This is a genomic window from Streptomyces sp. NPDC017890, from assembly GCF_044328675.1.
Classification (GTDB): domain Bacteria; phylum Actinomycetota; class Actinomycetes; order Streptomycetales; family Streptomycetaceae; genus Streptomyces.
On sequence record NZ_JBIRHU010000020.1, the window covers coordinates 86,552 to 106,527 of the forward strand.

At 74.2% G+C, this 19,976-nt stretch carries 20 protein-coding genes; 6 read left to right on the forward strand and 14 right to left on the reverse strand.

The window, feature by feature from the left end; translation table 11 throughout:
• Nucleotides 1–45: 45 nt before the first annotated feature.
• The 5 genes from ACH4F2_RS25625 to infC form a co-directional block, all read right to left on the reverse strand.
• Nucleotides 46–1,185: an ATP-binding protein gene (locus ACH4F2_RS25625; RefSeq protein ID WP_398135085.1), complete on the reverse strand. Its 1,140-nt coding sequence runs from the start codon at nt 1,183–1,185 to the stop codon at nt 46–48.
• Between the two features lie 50 nt (nt 1,186–1,235).
• Complete coding sequence (locus ACH4F2_RS25630; RefSeq protein WP_398135086.1) at nt 1,236–2,084, reverse strand: TrmH family RNA methyltransferase; 849 nt, start codon at nt 2,082–2,084, stop codon at nt 1,236–1,238.
• A 207-nt stretch (nt 2,085–2,291) separates the two neighbouring features.
• Complete coding sequence (gene rplT / locus ACH4F2_RS25635; RefSeq protein WP_003977226.1) at nt 2,292–2,675, reverse strand: 50S ribosomal protein L20; 384 nt, start codon at nt 2,673–2,675, stop codon at nt 2,292–2,294.
• Between the two features lie 97 nt (nt 2,676–2,772).
• Nucleotides 2,773–2,967, reverse strand: coding sequence for a 50S ribosomal protein L35 (gene rpmI, locus ACH4F2_RS25640; RefSeq protein ID WP_003977225.1), 195 nt, complete (start codon nt 2,965–2,967; stop codon nt 2,773–2,775).
• A gap of 107 nt (nt 2,968–3,074) precedes the next feature.
• Entirely contained in the window at nt 3,075–3,728 is a 654-nt protein-coding gene (gene infC, locus ACH4F2_RS25645; protein WP_398135161.1) for a translation initiation factor IF-3, read from the reverse strand.
• Between the two features lie 399 nt (nt 3,729–4,127).
• Here infC and ACH4F2_RS25650 point away from each other — a divergent pair, with 399 nt between their 5' ends.
• On the forward strand, nt 4,128–4,484 hold the full coding sequence (locus ACH4F2_RS25650) for a DUF1844 domain-containing protein (protein ID WP_398135087.1): 357 nt from the start codon (nt 4,128–4,130) through the stop codon (nt 4,482–4,484).
• 9 nt (nt 4,485–4,493) lie between these two features.
• Here the strand turns inward: ACH4F2_RS25650 and ACH4F2_RS25655 are convergent, their stop codons facing one another.
• Complete coding sequence (locus tag ACH4F2_RS25655; RefSeq protein WP_398135088.1) at nt 4,494–5,225, reverse strand: SseB family protein; 732 nt, start codon at nt 5,223–5,225, stop codon at nt 4,494–4,496.
• Between the two features lie 307 nt (nt 5,226–5,532).
• Here ACH4F2_RS25655 and ACH4F2_RS25660 point away from each other — a divergent pair, with 307 nt between their 5' ends.
• A complete protein-coding gene (locus ACH4F2_RS25660) occupies nt 5,533–6,348 on the forward strand; it encodes a hypothetical protein (RefSeq protein WP_398135089.1) in 816 nt (271 codons plus the stop codon).
• Here ACH4F2_RS25660 and mycP read toward each other — a convergent pair.
• The gene (gene mycP / locus ACH4F2_RS25665) at nt 6,333–7,514 is read right to left on the reverse strand and encodes a type VII secretion-associated serine protease mycosin (protein ID WP_398135090.1); all 1,182 of its coding nucleotides are present in this window, start codon (nt 7,512–7,514) and stop codon (nt 6,333–6,335) included. The two genes, ACH4F2_RS25660 and mycP, sit on opposite strands and share 16 nt — an antisense overlap.
• Entirely contained in the window at nt 7,511–9,328 is a 1,818-nt protein-coding gene (locus tag ACH4F2_RS25670) for a hypothetical protein (RefSeq protein ID WP_398135091.1), read from the reverse strand. Before ACH4F2_RS25670 ends, mycP begins: the two co-directional genes overlap by 4 nt.
• A 283-nt stretch (nt 9,329–9,611) precedes the next feature.
• Between ACH4F2_RS25670 and ACH4F2_RS25675 the strand changes: the two genes are divergently transcribed.
• Complete coding sequence (locus ACH4F2_RS25675) at nt 9,612–10,814, forward strand: amino acid deaminase/aldolase (protein WP_398135092.1); 1,203 nt, start codon at nt 9,612–9,614, stop codon at nt 10,812–10,814.
• Nucleotides 10,815–10,824: 10 nt separating this feature from the next.
• Here the strand turns inward: ACH4F2_RS25675 and ACH4F2_RS25680 are convergent, their stop codons facing one another.
• Genes ACH4F2_RS25680 through ACH4F2_RS25695 form a run of 4 tightly spaced genes read right to left on the reverse strand, consistent with a single transcriptional unit; the run spans nt 10,825 to nt 15,438 of the window.
• Nucleotides 10,825–11,838, reverse strand: a complete 1,014-nt coding sequence (locus tag ACH4F2_RS25680) for a DUF2510 domain-containing protein (protein ID WP_398135162.1) — start codon at nt 11,836–11,838, stop codon at nt 10,825–10,827.
• Nucleotides 11,839–11,875: 37 nt separating this feature from the next.
• Nucleotides 11,876–12,658 carry a 3-oxoacyl-ACP reductase gene (locus ACH4F2_RS25685; protein ID WP_398135093.1) on the reverse strand — a complete coding sequence of 261 codons (783 nt, stop codon included), beginning with the start codon at nt 12,656–12,658 and terminating at the stop codon, nt 11,876–11,878.
• Between the two features lie 6 nt (nt 12,659–12,664).
• A complete protein-coding gene (locus ACH4F2_RS25690; RefSeq protein ID WP_398135094.1) occupies nt 12,665–14,065 on the reverse strand; it encodes an aldehyde dehydrogenase family protein in 1,401 nt (466 codons plus the stop codon).
• 8 nt (nt 14,066–14,073) lie between these two features.
• Nucleotides 14,074–15,438 (reverse strand): glutamine synthetase family protein, encoded by a 1,365-nt coding sequence (locus tag ACH4F2_RS25695; RefSeq protein ID WP_398135095.1) that lies wholly within the window; start codon nt 15,436–15,438, stop codon nt 14,074–14,076.
• A gap of 73 nt (nt 15,439–15,511) precedes the next feature.
• Here ACH4F2_RS25695 and ACH4F2_RS25700 point away from each other — a divergent pair, with 73 nt between their 5' ends.
• Nucleotides 15,512–16,246, forward strand: a complete 735-nt coding sequence (locus ACH4F2_RS25700) for a FadR/GntR family transcriptional regulator (protein ID WP_398135096.1) — start codon at nt 15,512–15,514, stop codon at nt 16,244–16,246.
• An 82-nt stretch (nt 16,247–16,328) separates the two neighbouring features.
• Entirely contained in the window at nt 16,329–17,045 is a 717-nt protein-coding gene (locus ACH4F2_RS25705) for a gamma-glutamyl-gamma-aminobutyrate hydrolase family protein (RefSeq protein ID WP_398135097.1), read from the forward strand.
• 63 nt (nt 17,046–17,108) lie between these two features.
• Here the strand turns inward: ACH4F2_RS25705 and ACH4F2_RS25710 are convergent, their stop codons facing one another.
• Nucleotides 17,109–17,963: a LysR family transcriptional regulator gene (locus tag ACH4F2_RS25710; RefSeq protein WP_398135163.1), complete on the reverse strand. Its 855-nt coding sequence runs from the start codon at nt 17,961–17,963 to the stop codon at nt 17,109–17,111.
• A 184-nt stretch (nt 17,964–18,147) separates the two neighbouring features.
• Here ACH4F2_RS25710 and ACH4F2_RS25715 point away from each other — a divergent pair, with 184 nt between their 5' ends.
• Entirely contained in the window at nt 18,148–19,305 is a 1,158-nt protein-coding gene (locus tag ACH4F2_RS25715) for a TDT family transporter (protein WP_398135098.1), read from the forward strand.
• On the opposite strand, the gene ACH4F2_RS25720 is transcribed toward ACH4F2_RS25715, so the two are convergent.
• Nucleotides 19,232–19,954 carry a helical backbone metal receptor gene (locus tag ACH4F2_RS25720; RefSeq protein WP_398135099.1) on the reverse strand — a complete coding sequence of 241 codons (723 nt, stop codon included), beginning with the start codon at nt 19,952–19,954 and terminating at the stop codon, nt 19,232–19,234. The genes ACH4F2_RS25715 and ACH4F2_RS25720 overlap by 74 nt on opposite strands.
• Between the last annotated feature and the right edge of the window lie 22 nt (nt 19,955–19,976).

A 19,976-nucleotide genomic window follows, 5' to 3' on the forward strand; every position in this document is an offset into this window, starting at 1 on the left:
CGGGGTGGAGGAAGGCGAATGCGCCCGTGGGGGTCCCGGGTCGCCTCAGGTGAGGTACGCGGGAGCCGCCACGGGCAACGTAAATCGGAACTCGGCGCCGCCGCCCGGAGCGCGGCCGACCGTGATGGTGCCGCCGTGGGCCTCGACGATGCCCTTGACGATGTACAGCCCGAGGCCGGTGCCGCCGCGCTTGCTGCCCCGCCAGAAGCGGGTGAAGACGCGGTTCATGGACTCCTCCGGGATGCCGGCCCCTTCGTCGCTCACCGTGACCGACGTGCCGGTGTCCTCCCCTTCGCGGGGTGACGCCGTGGGCGTGATGTCAATGGTGACGGTTCCCTCGCCGTGCCGCACCGCGTTTTCCAGCAGGTTGCTCAGCACCTGGTCGACCTTGTCCGGGTCGGCCCACAGGTCGGGCAGCGGCTGTGCGAGGCGGAGCAGGAAGCGGTCGGCCTCCTGGCCGGCGGCGACGTACGCCTGGATGTGCCGGCCGACGGCGGCGCCGATGTCGACGGGCTGGCGGCGGACCTCCAGCCGGCCCGAGTCGATGCGGGAGATGTCCAGCAGTTCGGCGATGAGGCGGGTGACCCGGTCGGCGTCGGCGTCGACGGTCTCCAGCATCAGCCGCTTCTGGTCGTCGGTGAAGCGCTCCCACTTGGCCAGCAGCGTGGCCGTGAAGCCCTTGACGGAGGTGAGCGGGGAGCGCAGTTCGTGGGCGACGGTGGCGATCAGCTCGGCGTGGCTGCGCTCGGTGCGGCGACGCGCCTCGGTGTCGCGGAGGGTGACGACGACGCGGTGGACGGGGCCGAGGCGCTCGGTGCGGACGTAGCGGGCGGAGACGAGCACTTCGCGGCCGCCGGGGAGCAGGAGGTTGCGCTCGGGCTGGCCGACGCGGATGGCGAGCCCGCCGTAGGGGTCGGTCAGCTGCCACCAGCGCCGGCCCTCGAGGTCCTCCAGGGGGAGCGCCTTCTCCAGCCGCTGTCCGAGGGCTTCGGCGGCCGGGGTGGCGGTGATGCGGGCGGCGGCCGCGTTGCAGCAGACGACCCGCCCGTGCTCGTCGGCGACGACCAGGCCGTCGGGCAGCTGGTCCGGGTCGATGCCGAGGCCGGCGAGATCGCCGGGTGTTCGGGGCGCGGGCGGACGCGGCGCCTCCCGTTCTCCCGGTGCGCTGCTCGTGCCGACGCTCATCCCCGTACCCCACCTCTCAACCGCGCAGGGGCCTTGAGCTGGTCACCCTACTAGCTCTCGGTGACGGAGCGGCACCCTCCGGCGGCGCGCTGTGCACGCGCCGACGCGTAGAGGCATACGGCGGCGGCGGTGGCGAGGTTCAGACTCTCGGCCTTGCCGTGGATCGGAACGCGCAGGACGGCGTCGGCGAGGGCGCGGGTCTCCTCCGGCAGCCCCCAGGCCTCGTTGCCGAACACCCAGGCGGTCGGGCCGCCCATGGTGCCCTCGTCCAGCTCGGCGTCGAGGTCGTGCTCGCCCGCGCCGTCTGCGGCGAGGACGCGGACCCCGGCGTCCCGGAGGCCGGCGACGGCCTGCTCGACGGGTACGCCGACGGCGACGGGCAGGTGGAACAGGGAACCGACGGAGGCGCGTACGGCCTTGGGGTTGTACAGGTCGACGGAGGCGTCGGTGAGTACGACGGCCTCGGCGCCCGCGGCGTCGGCGCAGCGCAGCACGGTGCCGGCGTTGCCGGGGTCGCGGACGTGGGCGAGGACGGCGACCAGCTTGGGACGGGCGGCGAGGATCTCGTCGAAGGGCGTGTCGAGGAACCGGCACACCCCGACCAGGCCCTGCGGGGTGACGGTGGTGGAGATGTCCTCGATCACCTGCTCGGCGGCGAGGTGGACGCGGGCACCCGCGTCACGGGCCGTGCCGACGATGTCGGCGTAGCGCTCGGCGGCCTCGACGGTGGCGAACAGCTCCACCAGTGTCTCCCCGTGCTCCGCGGCCTCCCGCACGGCCTGCGGCCCCTCGGCCAGGAACAGCCGCTCCTTCCCCCGGAAGTTCCGCTTGTCCAGCCGCCGGGCGGCGAGGACACGGGGAGAACGGGGGGAGATCAGCTCGGGACTGGCGGGACGCATGCTCTCTTCTTCACCTTCACAGATATCGACGCGGGCTGTGCGGCGCCCCGTCGGGGGCGCGGGACGTGTCAATACGCGCTCCGCCGCGTGGGCGCGACCGGCCACAGCGGACCCGCACCCGAGAAGGACAGTGACGGACGGCAACGACAGGACCCGCAGGCTTCACACCTGCGGGTCCAGTCACGTCGACTCAAAGCCAGCGCAGCGTCACGCGGCCTTCGGCGCGTTGACGTCGCTCGGCAGCGCCTTCTGGGCGACCTCGACGAGCGCGGCGAACGCGTTCGGGTCGTTGACGGCCAGCTCGGCGAGGATCTTGCGGTCGACCTCGACGTTGGCGGCCTTCAGGCCCTGGATGAAGCGGTTGTACGTGATGCCGTTGGCGCGGGCAGCGGCGTTGATGCGCTGGATCCACAGCTGGCGGAAGTCACCCTTGCGCTTCTTGCGGTCGTTGTAGTTGTAGACCAGCGAGTGGGTGACCTGCTCCTTGGCCTTGCGGTACAGGCGCGAACGCTGACCGCGGTAGCCGGAGGCCTGCTCGAGGATCGCCCGGCGCTTCTTGTGGGCGTTGACTGCCCGCTTGACGCGTGCCACTTTTTAACTCCTTGTAGCGGGGCCGCGGTGGTCCTCACGCGGCCCGGTATCGATTGGGTCCCGGTCCTGCCGTACGGCGCTCAGTGGCGCCCGTACGTCACTTGCCGAGAAGCTTCTTGATCTTCGCGGCGTCGCCCGGGGCCATCTCGGCGTTGCCGGTGAGGCGACGCGTCACACGGGACGACTTGTGCTCGAGCAGGTGGCGCTTGCCGGCGCGCTCACGGAGCACCTTGCCGGAGCCGGTGATCTTGAAGCGCTTGCTGGCACCGCTGTGCGACTTGTTCTTCGGCATAGCGCCGTTCTCTCCTCGTCGGTGGCGCTCCGATGCCCGGTCGCGAAACCGGGCACGGTGGAGCGTCGCTTGTATCGGTTACGTCCTGGGGACGGTGTCCCCCGGAGTCACGCCTCGGCGGGAGCCTCGGCCGGGGCCTCGGCGTCCACGTCGTCGGCCTCCGCGGCGTTCTGCGACTTGCCGGGGTTGGCCTTCGCGTCGGCCTTGCGGGCTTCCTGCGCCTGGCGAGCCTCGGCCATCGCCTCGGTCTTCTTCTTGTGCGGACCGAGGACCATGATCATGTTTCGGCCGTCCTGCTTCGGGTTCGACTCGACGAACCCGAGGTCGGCCACGTCCTCCGCGAGACGCTGCAGCAGTCGGTAGCCGAGCTCCGGCCGGGACTGCTCGCGACCACGGAACATGATCGTGATCTTGACCTTGTCGCCCTGCTTGAGGAACCGGACGACGTGACCCTTCTTGGTGTCATAGTCGTGCGGGTCGATCTTCGGCCGGAGCTTCATCTCCTTGATGACCGTGTGCGCCTGGTTCTTGCGCGCCTCACGGGCCTTCATGGCCGACTCGTACTTGAACTTCCCGTAGTCCATGAGCTTGCACACGGGCGGACGGGCGTTCGCCGCGACCTCGACGAGATCGAGGTCGTACTCCTGCGCAAGCTCCAGGGCCTTGGCAAGCGGGACAATCCCGACCTGCTCGCCGCTGGGACCGACAAGTCGCACCTCGGGAACGCGAATCCGGTCGTTGATGCGGGGCTCGGCGCTGATGGATCCTCCTCGGTAGCACCACGCGACGGTCTGGCGGACAGCCGCGTAACGTCTGTGTTCGATAGACCTAACCGCGCCGGCGCAACAAAAATGCCCCGGACGATCACAGGCGGGGCTCCTCGAACTACTACCGGAGCACCGCCGCGATGGCCGCGGGGCGCGATTTCGGGCCGGTCGCCGTCGCTGGGACGGGACCGCCTGACCGGTGACCCGCCGTCCGTGGGACGGCCAGGTGGGAGTTCGAAGCCTCCACTTGTGGGCCGGGCCCGCTGCCGTGGGGGCGTGCGTGTCCGACCGGTCGTTACACAAGGTTAGCAGCTCCGGAACGTGTGCGCTAACCGGTGCCTCCCGGCCCTCCTGCTGTCAAGAGGGCCGGTGCGGGGCCCTATCGTGTGCGGCATGAGTGAGACCCCTCCTGAGACGCCCGACTTCGATGCCATGACCCGCGACATCGCCGAGGTTCCCGCGGTCGAGGTGATCGTGACGGTCGCCGTCAACCTGATGAGCGCCGCCGCCGTGAAGCTGGGCCTGAGCGAGGAGGGCGAGGCGCACAAGGACCTGGACGAGGCCCGCAAGCTGGTGCACGCGCTGGCCGGCCTGCTCGACGCGACCGCGACCGAGATCAGCTCCTTCCACGCGGCTCCGCTGCGCGACGGTCTGAAATCGCTCCAGCTGGCCTTCCGTGAGGCGTCGCTCGTGCCGGACGAGCCGGGCCAGGGTCCGGGCGAGAAGTACACCGGCCCGGTCTACGGCTGAGCCGCTCCCCTACCCCCGCACGTACAAGGGCTCGCCCGGCGGCGTCGCCCCGGCCGGCAGCAGTGCCAGGTCGAGGCCGCGCTCCAGGCGGGCCCTCAGTGTTTCGTCGGCGGCCAGGCGTTCGGCGACGGCGCGGGCGGTGCGCGCCTGGTCCACCGCGGGGTCCAGGAGCAGCGCCAGGGTGCCGTCGGCCCGTCCCGGCCCGAGGTGCGCCCGCAGCACGGCGGGCTCGGCGGCCACGGCGGCGCGTACGGCCCCGGTGACCGCCGGGTCGGCGAGCGGGTCGGTCGTCGTACGGCCCTCGGCCAGCGCCAGCAGTACCGCTCCGGTCAGCTCGAACGGCACCGGTCCGGCCAGGTCCAGTACGACCGTGTCCGCCTTCTCGTGCGCGGCGGCCTGCAACGCCTGGTGCACGGGTACGGCGACGGGGCGGGCACCGGCGTCCCAGCGGGCGAGCGAGTCGGTGGACGTGAAGGCGGGCAGGGCGGTGCGGTCGCCGGCCTTGAGGGTCGGCACCGCCATGTCGCTGGTCTTCTCGCGGCGCAGCCCGTTCTCGTCCTCCTCGGCCTCACCCAGCACGGCCACGACCGGCACCAGCAGGCGGGCACCCCGCAGCGCCTCCAGCACGGGTGCCAGCGCGGTGCGGTCCTCGGCCCACGCGGCGAGCGCCGCGCTCAGCCGGGGGTCGGCGGAGCCGTCGTCGTCGGAGTAGCCGGAGTCGGGAATGTTCTTGTTCGCCACGGTCCCCGAGCCTATCGGGGGGTGGAGGGCGGTCCTCACCGACCTCTCATGGATCTCTGAGGGGCGTTCGAGGTCCGTCCCACGGACCTCACAGCCACCGCCTGGAACCTCTCGGGCATGGAGTCCTCCAGAACTCGCCGTGCCCGGCGTACCCGGCGGCGCGTGCCGGTCGGTGCCGCCCTGATCGCGTTCGCCGTCGTGGGCGCTACCGCGGCCGGGGGCCGTGTACCGGCAGGGCCACGCGCGCCCGGGTGCGGGCGGCGCCGTATCGTCGTCGGCCTCGGCATCCGTGGGCGGGGAGGCATCGGTGGACTGGGTCGGGCCGGTCGTGGACCGTGACGCGCCGCTGGCCGCGGCCATGGCGTCGGTGACCGTGGCGGACGGCGCCGAGGTGTCGGTGGCGGTGCTCGACGCCGACTCCGGCGAGAGTGCCTCGTACGGCGCGGGTGTCTTCGACACGGCGAGCGTCGTCAAGGTCGACATCCTGACGGCGCTCCTGCTCCGGGCACAGGACACGGAGCGTGCGCTGACGGCGGGTGAGAAGGCGTACGCCGTCGCCATGATCGAGAACAGTGACAACGACTCGGCGTCGGCGCTGTGGCGGGCGATCGGGGCGGCGGACGGGCTCGACGCCGCGAACGAGCGCTTCGGGCTCACGCGGACCGCGGGCGGCGAGGGCCCGCTGTGGGGGCTGACGCAGACCACGGCCGCCGACCGGCTCGCCCTGCTGCGGCAGGTGTTCGTGGCGGACGGCTCGAAGCTGAGCGAGGCCTCCCGTGCGTATGTGCGGAGGCTGATGGGGCGGATCGCCGACGGCCAGCGGTGGGGTGTGTCGGCGGCGGCCGACGGTTCCGGCGGTTCGGCGTGGGCGCTGAAGAACGGCTGGCTGCGGCGCAGCACCACCGGGCTGTGGGTGGTCAACAGCATCGGGCGGGTCACGTCGGGCGGCCATGACCGCCTGGTGGCGGTGGTCTCGCGGGGCCACGCGACCCGTGCCGAGGGAATCTCGCTGACCGAGGCGGCGGCGCGGGCCGCGGTGTCCGTCTTCGCTGCCGACGAGGGTGATGCGGCCGGCCGGGGCGATGCGGTCGGGGAGGCCGCCCCGGGTCAGAAGTCGTCGTAGCGTTCGCGGCGGCCCCGCCACAGGACGACGGCCGCGACCACCAGGACGCCGCCGGCGCCGCCGGCCAGCGGCGCCGCCCAGGCCGACGTGTCGTCGTCGGAGGCGGGGGCGTCCGGACCGGAACCGAAGTACTCGTCGCCGTACGCCGCCGCCTTCAGGCCCTCCGGTGCCAGGCGGCCGGCCGCCTCGATGGCGGCGGCGGGGTCGACGAAGCCGTAACCGCGGGAGTCGTCGCGGCCCGCGGCGGGGGCGTTGCGGGCCGTGTCCTCCAGGAGGCTCTTGACCTGGGCCGGGGTGAGGTCCGGGTGGGCCGACTTCACCAGTGCGGCGGCGCCGGAGACGAAGGCGGCGGCGGCGCTGGTGCCCCAGCCCTCGTAGTACCTGTGGTCCGGGTCGGCGATGATCACGTCGACACCCGGAGCGCTGACCGTGGCGTACCAGCGGCGGGTGGAGAACGAGCCACGGGTGCCGTAGCGGTCGACGGCGGTCGCGGCGATCACGCCCGGGTAGGCGGCCGGGTAGGAGATGCGGTCGCCGCTCTCGCCGCCGTTGCCGGCCGAGGCGACGACGACCACGCCCTTCTTCAGGGCGTACTGGATGGCCTCGTCCTCGGCGGGTTCGGGGTGGGCGGAGGCGGAGTCGTCGCCGAGAGAGAGGTTGATGATGTCGGCACCGTGGTCGGCGGCCCAGCGGATGCCCTCGGCGAGGGCGTTGCCGCGGGTCTTGCGGGCCTTGGCGCGGGAGTCGTCGCCGTCCTCGAGGATCACGCGCACCGGCAGGATCTTCGCCTCCGGGGCGATGCCCATGACGCCGTCGGCGTTGCCGGCGCCGTGGCCGTGACCGGCGATGATCCCGGCCATGGCGGTGCCGTGCCGGGCCCATTCGCGGTCGCCCTCGCCCGCGCCGAACCCGACCAGGTCCTTGCCGGTGAGGACGTTGCCGGCCAGGTCGGGATGGTCGGCCTCGACGCCGGTGTCCAGGACGGCGACGGTGACGCCGGCGCCCTGGGTGGTGCGCCACGCCTCCTGGGTGCGCATGGCGTCCAGGCCCCACTGCTGGGGGCGGATGCCGTCGGCGTGCGCGGCGGGTGCCGGGACGAGGACGAGGGCGGCGGCGAGCAGGAGACCCAGGGCGCCGCCCGACCGGCGGGTGTCGAAGGCGTTCACGACGGGTGCTCCGTGGCCGGGCCGACGTTCTTGCGCAGGGCGCGTTCGACGCGGTCGGCGAGGCCCTGCGCCTCGTGGCCGAGGCCGGCCTCGGCGGGGGCCGAGGTGGCGCCGGACTCCATGGCCTCCTCGGCGGGCTCCGGCTCGTCGACGGTGCGGTTGTCGGCCCAGCCTGAGACGGCGTAGACGACGACGGGGGCGTCGGTGAGGACGGAGACGGTCCACGAGGCGCGCTGCTGGGCGCGGAAGCCGGCGGCGACGGTGTCCTTCGCGGCGTACGGCAGCGGCATGAGGTCGGCGCGGCGGCCCAGGCCCTCCTTCTCGAACCGGCCCGCCAGCGAGGTCATGGCGGCGGCGTCGGCCTTGGCGAAGAGCAGGCCGACGGTGGTGACGTGGCTCTGGGTGGCGTCGGTGTAGGTGGCGCGCAACAGGCGCCGGCAACCGACCGGGTCGAGGACCTTGGCCAGCAGCGGGTCGAAGGCGCCCGCGCAGTCGCTGTCCGGGGCGACGGCGACACGCGTCCAGGTGCGGTCGGCGCCGCCGGGACCGGCGCCCTGTCCCTGCACGGTGGGCGGGAACAGCCGGTCGACCGGGACGCTGTGCCACAGTTCCCCGGCCTCGGTGAACGCGGTGCGCGCGCCGCCGTCCCCGGAGTCCCCGGCGAGCCAGCTGCCGGTGACGGCACCGGTGAGGAGCCCCGTCCCGAGCACGAGGCAGACGGCCGCGGCGACGGCCTGGGGCCGCAGCCGCCCGCCCAGCGGTCGCGGCCGGGCGAGCCCGTCGTACCCCTCGGGCTCCGCGAACGACACCCTCGGCCGCCCGCCGCCGGGCGCCGGCGGGGCGCTCCAGGACAGGGCGGGGTCGGGGGCACCCACAGAGCCTTCCGCCGGCTGGGCCGCCGGTCGTGACATCCGCACCCGCTCCCGCTCCCACTTCGGCTCCGGGTCCGTCTCCGTCTCCTGCTTCAGCTCCGGGTCCGTATCCGGCCTCTGCTCCGGCTCAGGCCCCGGCTCCGGCGGGATCGGCCGGAGGCGTCTGGTCGTCTCGGACGGGGTCTGCGCGGGGACGCCGGGATGGCGCGCGGGGGGCCCCGCCGGACGCTGCGGCGGCACCGCTCCCGGCGCGGCGTCTGAGGGCGGGGACCCCGCAAGGGCGCCCGTACGACGTGCCGGGGTCACGGCGGCGTGGTCCGCCCGCGGTGTGCCGCTGCCGCCCGGGGCCGCGTGGCCGACGGTCGGCGGGGCGTCGGGGAAGCGGGCGGAGGCGCACGGTGGCGGGGGCGCCGGGTCGGTGCCGTGGGAGCGGGCGACCCGGAAACGCGGGTAGGGCGGCGGGGCACTCCCGGTGCCCCCGCCCTCCGAAGACGCCCGGTCGTCCGACGTGTCCGTGAGCCGCCGCACGCCGTGTCCGTGCGCCGGTCCCTCGCCCGTCGCCGGACGGCGGCCCGCAACGGTGTCGGCGTCCTCGGCGGAGGCGGCCCCGGTGTTCGGCCGCGGGACCCTTGCGGGCCGTCCGGTGGTGTGAGCCGACGTGCCCGGAGGGCGTTGGTCCGCTTCAGTCGTGTCGGCACCGGGCGCCCCCGGTGCCTGCGCGGGGCGTGGCGGGACGGCCGGGTGGGGCGGCGCGGCGGGACGCGGCGGCGCGTCCGGGCGGGCCGGCGTACGGGGGTGCGCGTCGGCGGCGGGCAGCGCGTCGGCGGCGGGACGCGGCGGCGCGTCCGGGCGAGGCGGCGGGTCGGTGTCCGGGAGGGTGTCGGAGCGGGGCGCGGTCGAGGGGCGCGAGGGGAGGGAGGCACGGCGTGCTTCGGTACTCATGCACCCCCCGTTTCCTCGGGCCCGGGCCGTTCTCCGACGCGGGCCGGTGATGTGGTCTCCTGCCCCGGCCCGGCGCGGACCGATCCGTCCCGGGCACGCATACCCGCACGGGCCGACCGCCATCCCGGGCGCACCCGAGGACCTGCCGCCAAGGCCGTTCGGCCGTGCGTGCGCGTCACTCTACGGCGTGGCCCCGTCCGGCGGGGAACCAGTCCGCGCGCCCGTGGCATTGGCCCGGAACGTCCCCCTACCCTGCGGTAATCCTGTCTGGCAGGCTGCGACCATGACTGCGCGCGCCGCCGACCGGGCCCGTTACGACCGGGCCACCGCTCATGTGGACGCCCCCGTCGCGATCGTGGACCTGGAGGCCTTCGACGCCAACGCGGACGACCTGGTCCGCCGGGCCGGCGGGAAGCCGATCCGGGTCGCCAGCAAGTCCGTGCGCTGCCGGGCGCTGCTCGAACGCACCCTGGCCAGGGACGGTTTCGCGGGCCTCATGTCGTTCACGCTGGCCGAGTCCCTGTGGCTGGCTCGCTCCGGTTTCGAGGACGTCCTTCTCGCCTATCCGTCGGCGGACCGCGCCCGGTACGCCGAGCTGGCCGCCGACCCGGGGCTCGCCGCCGCGGTCACCGTGCTGATCGACGACCCGGCGCAGTTGGACCTCATCGACGCCGCGCGCGACGGCGGCCGGGAAGTCCTGCGGGTCTGCCTGGAGTTGGACACCTCGCTGAGACTGCTCGGGGGGCGGGTGCGGGTCGGGGCCCGGCGCTCCCCACTGCACTCCCCCGCCCAGGTCGCCGACCTGGCCCGCGCGGTGGTCCGCCGGCCGGGTTTCGAGGTCGTCGGCATCATGGCGTACGAGGGCCATGTCGCCGGGGTCGGGGACGCGGTGGCCGGGCGGCCGCTGCGTTCGCGGGCGGTGCGGCTGATGCAGGCCGCCGCCCGCAGGGAGCTGGCCGAGCGGCGTGCCGCGGTGGTGCGGGCGGTCCGGGCCGTGGTGCCCGGCCTGGAGTTCGTCAACGGCGGTGGCACGGGCAGCGTGCAGCACACCGCCGCGGAGGACGCGGTCACGGAGATCGCTGCCGGGTCCGGGCTTTACGTGCCGCGGCTGTTCGACAACTACACGTCGTTCCGGGGCCGGCCGGCCGCGCTGTTCGCCCAGCCCGTCGTACGGCGGCCGGGGGTCGGGGCCGTGACCGTCCTCGGCGGCGGCTATCCGGCCTCCGGCGCGCCCGGCGCCGACCGGCTGCCGGTGCCGTACCTCCCCGAGGGGTTGCGCTACGACGCCCAGGAGGGCGCCGGCGAGGTGCAGACACCGCTGCTCGGGTCGCCCGCCGACGACCTCCTCATCGGCGACAAGGTGTGGTTCCGGCACGCCAAGGCCGGTGAGCTGTGCGAGCGGTTCGACGCGCTGCACCTGGTGGAGGGGGACGCGGTGACGGCGACGGTGCCGACGTACCGGGGCGAGGGACACACCTTCCTGTAGAGCGGCCCGATCAGTCCGACGGGCCGAGGCCGCTGCCCACCCCGCCGCCGGTGGCCGCGTCGCCGACGGGCCGGATGCCTTCGGTGATCCGGTCCATGTCGTCGAGCGGCGGCCCCTCCTCCCCGGCGTCGAAGACGTAGCGGACGAGGATCGGGGACTCGGTGCCGACGGTGGAGGGGAACACCAGCGACTGCACGTACCCGCCGGGCCCCTCGGCCGTCGTCACCCGCCAGCGCACGTAGTAGCCGGCGCGTCCGGCGACCGCGACCGGCCCGGACGCCACTTCCTCGTGGGACTCGATGCCGCCGAAGGGCTTGTTGCCGATCCGGTCGCGGTCGTACGCGTCGTCGGCCGCGTCCTCGACGTCCTGCTGGGCGAGGGCCTTCGGGGAGGACTCGGCGTTCGCCGTGACCGTGCGGGAGATGACGAGACCGTGCCGGCACACGCCGCCGTCGGCGGGGCAGTCGTAGGTGCCGTCCGTGGTCATCATGACGTCGTCCTGGGCGACGTGCTTCGGCCGGACCCAGCCGTCCGGCAGCGGGAAGGTGATGCCGTTGAGCGGGTCCTCGACCACGGCCGGGTCGTCGACGGCGGGTGCGGTGGGCGTCGGCGTCGTACCCGCCGGTGCCGGGTCGGTGGAAGCTGCCGTGGCCGGCGGAGCCGGCGTCCCGGGGCCGCCACCGTCGTCCTCGCCGAGGAGGAGAACGCCGGTGACGACCGCCGCGACCAGCACGGCCGCGGTGGTGACGAGGGCGACGGCCCTCCCGCGCCCGGTGCCGCCGCCCGGCTGCCGCGGCGCCGCACCGCCCGTGAACAACGGCACGGTCGACGACCGGCCGGGCTCCATCTGCTGCACCGGCCGCTGCCGCACCGGCTGCGGTACGGGATGCTGCTGCGGGGGCGGGGGCGTCCCGTACCCGGCGGTCCCGGGTGTACGCCGGTACTCCGTCCAGGCCGTGCCGTCCCACCAGCGTTCCTGGTGCGGGGCCGACGGATCGGGGTACCAGCCGGGCGGCGGCGTCATGCTCATTGCGGCACTGTAGGACGCCGCTCGCGGCTGTCTACAGCGGTGTGACGTATGCCCCGGAAATGCCGCCGTCCACCAGGAAGTCGGTGGCGTTCACGAAGGAGGAGTCGTCGCTGGCCAGGAAGGCGACGGCGGCGGCGATCTCCTCGGCCTCGGCGAACCGTCCGACCGGAATGTGGACGAGCCGGCGCGCGGCCCGCTCCGGGTCCTTGGCGAACAGCTCCTGGAGGAGCGGGGTGTTGACGGGGCCGGGGCAGAGGGCGTTGACGCGGATGCCCTCTCGCGCGAACTGCACGCCCAGTTCACGCGACATGGCGAGGACGCCGCCCTTCGACGCGGTGTACGAGATCTGCGAGGTGGCCGCGCCCATCCGGGCCACGAAGGACGCGGTGTTGATGATGGACCCCCGGCCCTGGCGCCGCATGTAGGGGATGGCGGCCCTGCAGCACAGGTAGACGGAGGTGAGGTTGACCTCCTGGACGCGCTTCCACGCCTCCAGGCCGGTCTCCAGGATCGAGTCGTCGTCGGGCGGCGAGATACCGGCGTTGTTGAAGGCGACGTCGACGCTGCCGTAGGTGTCGTACGCCGCCTCGAACAGCGCCTCGACCTGCTCGGGGTCGGTGACGTCGACCTTGACGAAGGTGCCGCCGGTCTCCTCGGCCGCCGCCTTGCCCCGGGTCTCGTCCACGTCGCCGCAGACGACGTTCGCGCCCTCGGAGGCGAGCCGGCGGGAGGCGGCGAGACCGATGCCGCTGCCCGCTCCGGTGACGACGGCGGTACGGCCGGCCAGACGGCGGCAGATGATGTCCTCGGTCATGAGTGGCTAGGCCTCCGTGCTCGACGAGACGTTGCTGATGAAGACGTTCTTGGTCTCGGTGAAGGCGGTCAGCGCGTCCGGGCCGAGTTCGCGGCCGAGGCCGGACTGTTTGAACCCGCCGAACGGCGTCCAGTAGCGGACGCTGGAGTGGGAGTTGACGGACAGGTTCCCGGCGCGGACCGCGTTCGACACGCGCAGGGCGCGGCCGACGTCCCGGGTCCACACCGAACCGGACAGGCCGTAGTCGGTGGCGTTGGCCAGGTGGATCGCGTCGGCCTCGTCCTCGAAGGGCAGGACGACGGCGACGGGCCCGAAGACCTCCTCGACGGCCACGCGCGCGTGCGCGTCGACGCCGGTGAGGACGGTGGGCGGGTACCAGAAGCCGGGGCCGCCCTCGGGGGCCTTGCCGCGGATGCCGTCGGCGTCGGCGGGGACGTAGGAGCGGACGCGGTCCAGCTGGGCCCGGGAGATCAGCGGGCCCATGTCGGTGCGCTCGTCGGCCGGGTCGCCGACGAGGACGGACTCGATCGCGGGGGCGAGGAGGCCGAGGAAGCGGTCGTACACCGTGCGCTGGACGAGGATGCGGGTACGGGCGCAGCAGTCCTGCCCGGAGTTGTCGAGGAAGGACATGGGCGCGGCGGCCGCGGCGGCCTCCACGTCCGCGTCGGCGAAGACGATGTTGGGGCTCTTGCCGCCGAGTTCGAGGGTGACGGGCTTGAGGAGGGCGGCGCCCTTGGCCGCCACCTGCCGGCCCACGGCCGTCGACCCGGTGAAGACGATCTTCGCCACGTCCGGATGCCCGACGAGCGCGTCACCCGTGACCGGCCCGCGACCGGGCAGCACCTGGAACAGGCCCTCGGGGAGCCCGGCCGCCAGGGCGAGTTCGGCCAGGCGCAGTGCGGTCAGCGGGGTCGTCTCGGCGGGCTTGAGGAGGACCGCGTTGCCCGCCGCCAGCGCCGGTGCCGTACCCCAGGCGGCGATCGGCATGGGGAAGTTCCAGGGCGCGATGACGCCGACGACACCGAGCGGTTCGAGGATCGTCAGGTCCAGGCCGCCGGCGACGGGGATCTGCCGTCCGGTGAGCCGCTCCACACCCCCGGCGGCGTAGTCGAGCAGGTCGCGGACGTTGCCGGCCTCCCAGCGGGCGTTGCCGATGGTGTGCCCGGCCTCGCGGACCTCGAGCCCGGCCAGCTCCTCCAGGTGCTCGTCGACGGCGGTGGCGAAGCGGCGCAGCAGCCGGGCCCGGTCGCCGGGGGCGAGCGCGGCCCAGGTGGTCTGGGCCCGCGCGGCCCGTACGACGGCGGCGTCGACGTCGGCCGCGGAGGCGGCGGGGACGGTGGCGACGAGTTCCTCGGTGGCGGGGTTCAGTACCCGCAGTTCACCGGGCGAATGCGTTGACCGGGACAACTGGTGCCTCACATGCGTTCGAAGGAGCGGCGCAGCTCCCAGTCCGTGACGGCGGCGTCGTAGGCGTCGAGTTCGACGCGTGCCATGTTGCGGTAGTGGGCGACGACCTCGTCCCCGAAGGCGGCCTTGGCGAGGGTGCTGTTCTCCCAGAGCTCGGCGGCCTCGCGCAGCGTGGTGGGGACGTGTTCGTATCCGGCGGTGTAGGCGTTGCCGGCGCAGGGTTCCGGCAGCTCCAGCCGCTGCTCGACGCCGTACAGACCGGCCGCGACCATGCCCGCCACCGCGAGGTACGGGTTGACGTCGCCGCCGGGGAGCCGGTTCTCGAAGCGGAGCGAGCGGCCGTGGCCGACGACGCGCAGGGCGCAGGTGCGGTTGTCGTGGCCCCAGGCGACGGCGGTCGGGGCGAAGGAGCCGGGCTGGAAGCGTTTGTACGAGTTGATGTGCGGGGCGTAGAGGAGGGAGAACTCGCGCAGCGCCACCAGCTGTCCGGCGAGGAAGTACCGCATGACCTCGGACATGCCGCCCTGGTGGCCGTCGGCCATGACGCTGTTGCCGCCGGCGTCCGCGAGGGAGAGGTGGACGTGGCAGGAGTTGCCCTCGCGCTCGTTGTACTTGGCCATGAAGGTGAGGGACATGCCCTCCTGGGCGGCGATCTCCTTCGCGCCGGTCTTGTAGACCGCGTGCTGGTCGCAGGTGACCAGGGCCTCGTCGTAGCGGAAGGCGATCTCGTGCTGGCCGGGGTTGCACTCGCCCTTGGCGGACTCGACGGTGAGGCCGGCTCCGGCCATCTCGTTGCGGATGCGGCGCAGCAGGGGCTCGACGCGGCCGGTGCCGAGGACCGAGTAGTCGATGTTGTACTGGTTGGCCGGGGTCAGGCCGCGGTAGTCCGCGTTCCAGGCCTGTTCGTAGGTGTCCCGGAAGACGATGAACTCCAGCTCCGTGCCCACCTGCGCGGTGAGTCCGCGGCCGGCGAGGCGCTCCAGCTGGCGCCGGAGGATCTGGCGGGGTGCGGCGAGCACCGGGGAGCCGTCCTCCCAGGCGAGGTCGGCGACGAGCAGGGCGGTGCCCTCGTTCCACGGCAGGCGGCGCAGGGTGTCCGGGTCGGCGTGCATGGCGAAGTCGCCGTAGCCGCGGTCCCAGGAGGACATCGCGTATCCGTCGACGGTGTTCATGTCGGCGTCGACGGCGAGGAGGTAGTTGCAGCCCTCGGTGCCGTGCCTCAGGACCTCGTCGAGGAAGAAGCGTGCGGCGAACCGCTTGCCCTGGAGGCGTCCCTGCATGTCGGGGAAGGCCAGGACGACGGTGTCGATCTCACCGCCCGCGACGAGGGCGTGCAGTTCCTCGACCCCGAGCGGGGGTGTGCGGTCTGGCACGGGGAGAGCCTCCTTCTGCCGGGAGCCATAAGGTATGACCGAGAACCATTGCTTGGGAAGGGGGCGCGGCCGCATGCCGGAGGAAACCGGCGGGAGCGTGACGGACCGGCTCGTACCGGTGCTGCGGACGGTGCGGGCCGGCAACGGCTTCGAGGAGGCGCTGGAGCAGATCCTCCAGGTCGTCAGGCTGGGGCTGGTGTCCGGGGGCGAGCGGTTGCCGGCCGAGCGGGAGCTCGCGGAGCGGCTGGGGGTCAGCCGGGTGACGCTGCGGGAGGTGCTGAGGGTCCTCCAGGACCAGGGGCTCGTGGAGGCCCGGCGCGGCCGGTACGGCGGAACGTTCGTGCTGCCCCGAGCGGACGCGGGCGGCCAGGACGAGCTGCGGCGCCGGGTCGCCGGGGTCGACATCGAGGACGTACTGCGCTTCCGGGAGGTGCTGGAGGCGGGCGCGGCCGGGCTGTGCGCGGCGCACGGACTGTCGGACGCGCAGGCGGCGCGGTTGCGGGAGGCGCTGGCCGGCACGCGGGAGGCGCCGCTGGCCGAGTACCGGCGGCTGGACACGATGCTGCACCTCACCCTCGCGGAGCTGTGCGGCTCACCGGCCCTGGCGGCGCAGTACGCGGCCGTCCGGGCCACCCTCAACGACCTGCTGGACTGCATTCCGCTGCTGGTGCGCAACCTGGAGCACTCCCAGCGGCAGCACACCGCGCTCGTGGCGGCCGTGCTCGACGGGGACGCGGAGGGGGCGCGGGAGACCGCGCGGGAGCACTGCGCGGGAACGGCGGCGCTGCTGCGCGGGTTTCTGACGTGAGCGCGGACGGCGTCTTGCCGTAGGACCGTGGTGCGGCAAAGGTATGAGGTCGGTCCATTGGAGGAAGGCCGCGGGAGGTCGGATGGCGGGCAGGCCGCTGATCGGCGTCAGTACGTACCTGGAGTCCGGGGCGCGCTGGGGCGTGTGGGAACTGGAGGCGGCGCTGTTGCCGGCCGGGTATCCGCGGCTCGTGCAACGGGCGGGCGGACTGGCCGCGATGCTTCCGCCGGACGCGCCGGAGCACGCCGCCGCCACCGTCGCCCGCCTCGACGCACTGGTGATCGCGGGCGGCCCCGACGTGGAGCCGGCCCGCTACGGCGCGGAACCCGGCCCGCGCACCGGCCCGCCCGCCCGGGCCCGGGACACCTGGGAGCTGGCGCTCATCGAGGCGGCCCTGGCCGCGCGCGTGCCGCTGCTGGGCATCTGCCGGGGCATGCAGTTGCTCAACGTCGCCCTGGGCGGCACCCTCGTCCAGCACATCGAGGGCCACGCCGAGGTGGTGGGTGTCTTCGGCGGCCACCCGGTCGAGCCGGTGCCGGGGACGCTGTACGCCGGTGTCGTACCCGAGGAGGTGTTCGTGCCGGCCTACCACCACCAGGCGGTGGACCGGCTCGGCACGGGTCTCGTCGCGTCGGCCCACGCGGCGGACGGCACCGTGGAAGCCCTGGAACTGCCCTCCGCCCCGGGCTGGGTCCTCGGCGTGCAGTGGCACCCGGAGATGGGCGAGGACGTACGGGTGATGCGGGCACTGGTCCGTGCGGCGGGGGCGCATGCCCACTCGGGGCCCCTCGAGCAGTGACGCGCCCCGGACCCCGCCGGCGGGCCTACCCCCGCGTCAGGGCCCCGGACCCCGCCGGCGGGCCTACCCCCGCGTCAGTGACAGCAGCTGCCGGGCCGGGCCCGTCGGGCGGTGTCCCGTGGGCCATACCGCGCGCAGGTCGCGGGCCAGGGCGACGTCCGCCACGGGCACGCTCACCAGGCGGCGGGTGGTGAGCTCCTCGCCGACGGCGAGTTCGCTGAGGACGGAGGGGCCTGCGCCGCTCACGGCCGCCGCCTTCACCGCGGTGGTGGACGACAGCTCGATCAGGGGGCGGGCCAGGCCGCCGAGGGCCGCGTCCAGGACCTGCCGGGTGCCCGAGCCCTTCTCCCGCAGGATCAGCGGGGTCGCCGCCAGCTCCGCCGCCGCGAGCGGGCGTCGGCGGCGGGCCCACGGGTGGCCCGGCGCGGTCACGACGATCAGCCGGTCATGGGCGATGACGGCCGAGTCGAGGCCCGCCGGGACGCTCACCCCCTCCACGAAGCCCAGATCGGCCTCGCCGGACAGCAGGCGCTCCGCGACCGCCGCCGAGTTCCCGGCGAGCAGCGACACCGCCGTGTCCGGCAGCTGGGTGCGCAGCGCGACCAGCCAGCCCGGCAGCAGGTACTCGGCGATCGTCATGCTCGCCGCCACCCGCAGCCGCGAGTCCCGCCGGTCCCGCAGTGCCTGCGCGCCCGCGTCGAACGACTCGGCCGCCTCCACGATCCGGCGCGCCCAGTCCGTGACCAGCGCGCCGGCGTCGGTGAGCCGGGAACCGCGCGGCGAACGGTCCACCAGGGCCACCCCCAGCTGGCGTTCCATCGAGCGGATGCGGCTGCTGGCCGCCGGCTGGGTGATGCCCAGCTCGCGTGCCGCCCCGCCGAGGCTGCCCAGCCGTGCCACGGCCAGCAGCAGCTCCATCGCCCCGAGGTCCGGCACCCGGTGCGCCAGCGAGCCCGCCGCGTGCCGCCCCGGTGCGCCCTGTCCGCCCTCCGCACTGCCCGTACCGCCCGTACCACCCCTGCCACTGCCCATAACTCCAGCTTATGCCCTCATAGGGATATGCTCCCTGGTCAGGGGCTTCGGCCACCGGGACCGTGGGCTCATGGTCACCGCAGCCCAGCCCCTGTCCCCTCCCGCCGCCCCGGCCCGGCGCGTTCCGCTCGTCCGTCATCTCGGGCCCAACTGGTACGCCTGCGTCATGGGCACCGCCGTCGTCGGCACCTCGGGCGCCGCGCTCCCCTGGCAGGTGCCCGGGCTGCGTGCCGTCTGCACCGCGCTCTGGGCACTGTCCGTCGTCCTGCTGGCGGCCCTGTTGGTGGCCCGGTCCCTGCACTGGCTCCACCACCGCGACCAGGCCCGCGCCCACCTGCTCGACCCGGCGGCGGCCCCGTTCTACGGCTGCCTGTCGATGGCCCTGCTGGCCGTCGGGGGCGGCGCCGTGACCGTCGGGCGGGACTGGACCGGCACCTTCGCCGCGGTCGCCCTGGACACCGTGCTGTTCACCGCCGGTACGGTCATCGGGCTCGCGGCGGCGGTCTCCGTGCCGTACCTGATGGCCGTACGGCACCGGATCGAGCCGGGGCAGGCCAGCCCGGTGTGGCTGCTGCCGCTCGTCGCGCCGATGGTGTCCGCGGCCGTCGGGCCGCTGCTGGTCCCGCACCTCCCGCCGGGACAGCCCCGGGAAACGCTGCTGCTCGCCTGTGTCGCGATGTTCGGGATGAGCCTGCTCGCGACCCTGGTGACGCTGCCGGTGATATTCGGCCGGCTGCTCACCGGTGGCCCGCTGCCGCTCGCGCTCACCCCGTCGCTGTTCCTGGTGCTGGGCCCGCTGGGGCAGTCCACGACCGCCGTGGGGATGTTCGCGGACGTGGCCCCCGGGGTCGTGCCCGGCCCGTACGCCGAGGGTTTCGCGGTCTTCGCCGTCCTGTACGGCGTGCCCGTCATGGGCTTCGCGCTGATGTGGCTGTGTCTCGCCACCGCGCACGTCGTGCGGGCGCGGCGGGAGGGCATGGGCTTCTCGATGACGTGGTGGTCGTTCACCTTCCCGGTGGGCACCTGTGTCACCGGCGCCGAGGCGCTGGCCCGGCACACGGGGCTCGTCGTCTACGACGGGCTCAGCGTCGTCCTGTACGCCGTCCTCGTCGCCGCCTGGGCCGTCGCCGCCGCGCACACCGCGCGCGGCCTGGTCAGCGGCGCGCTGCTCGCAGGGCCGCGCCCAGCGCCCGGGGCGCCTCGGCCAGCGACGGCCCGTACCACGTGAGGTACCGCCCGTCGACGAGCGCGCAGGGCAGGCCCGGGAAGGCCTCCGGGCCGTCGTCGGCGGTGAAGCGGTACGGCTCGTCCGGCAGGACCACGACGTCCGGACGCGCCGCCCGCAGTTCCTCGACCGGGACCCTCGGGTAGCGCTCGGCGTGCGTGGCGTGCAGGTGGTCGACACCGAGGCGGGCCAGTACGTCACCCGCGAAGGTGTCGCGGCCCAGCACCGTCCAGGGCCTGCGCCAGATCGGGACGACGGCCGTGGCACGCCGCTCCGGGGGCGACGGCACGGCCGGCCAGGCCGCCTCCGCCTCGTCCAGCCACCGGGGCCGGGAGGGCGCGCCGCAGGCGGTCAGCACCCGCTCCAACTCGGTGAGGGCCTGCGGCACGGTGCGGATCTCGGTCACGAGCACCTCGACGCCCGCGGCGCGCAGGGCGTCCAGGTCGGGGGCGCGGTTCTCCTCCTCGTTGGCGACCACCAGGTCGGGGGCGAGGGAGGTGATCCGCTCGGTCTGCGGGTTCTTCGTGCCGCCGATGCGTACGACGTCGAGGCCGGCCGGGTGCGTGCACCAGTCGGTGGCGCCGGCCAGGGCTCCCGGGAGCGTACGGGCCACGGCCTCGGTCAGCGACGGTACGAGGGAGACGACCCTCACCACAGGCCCTCCCGGGCCCTCA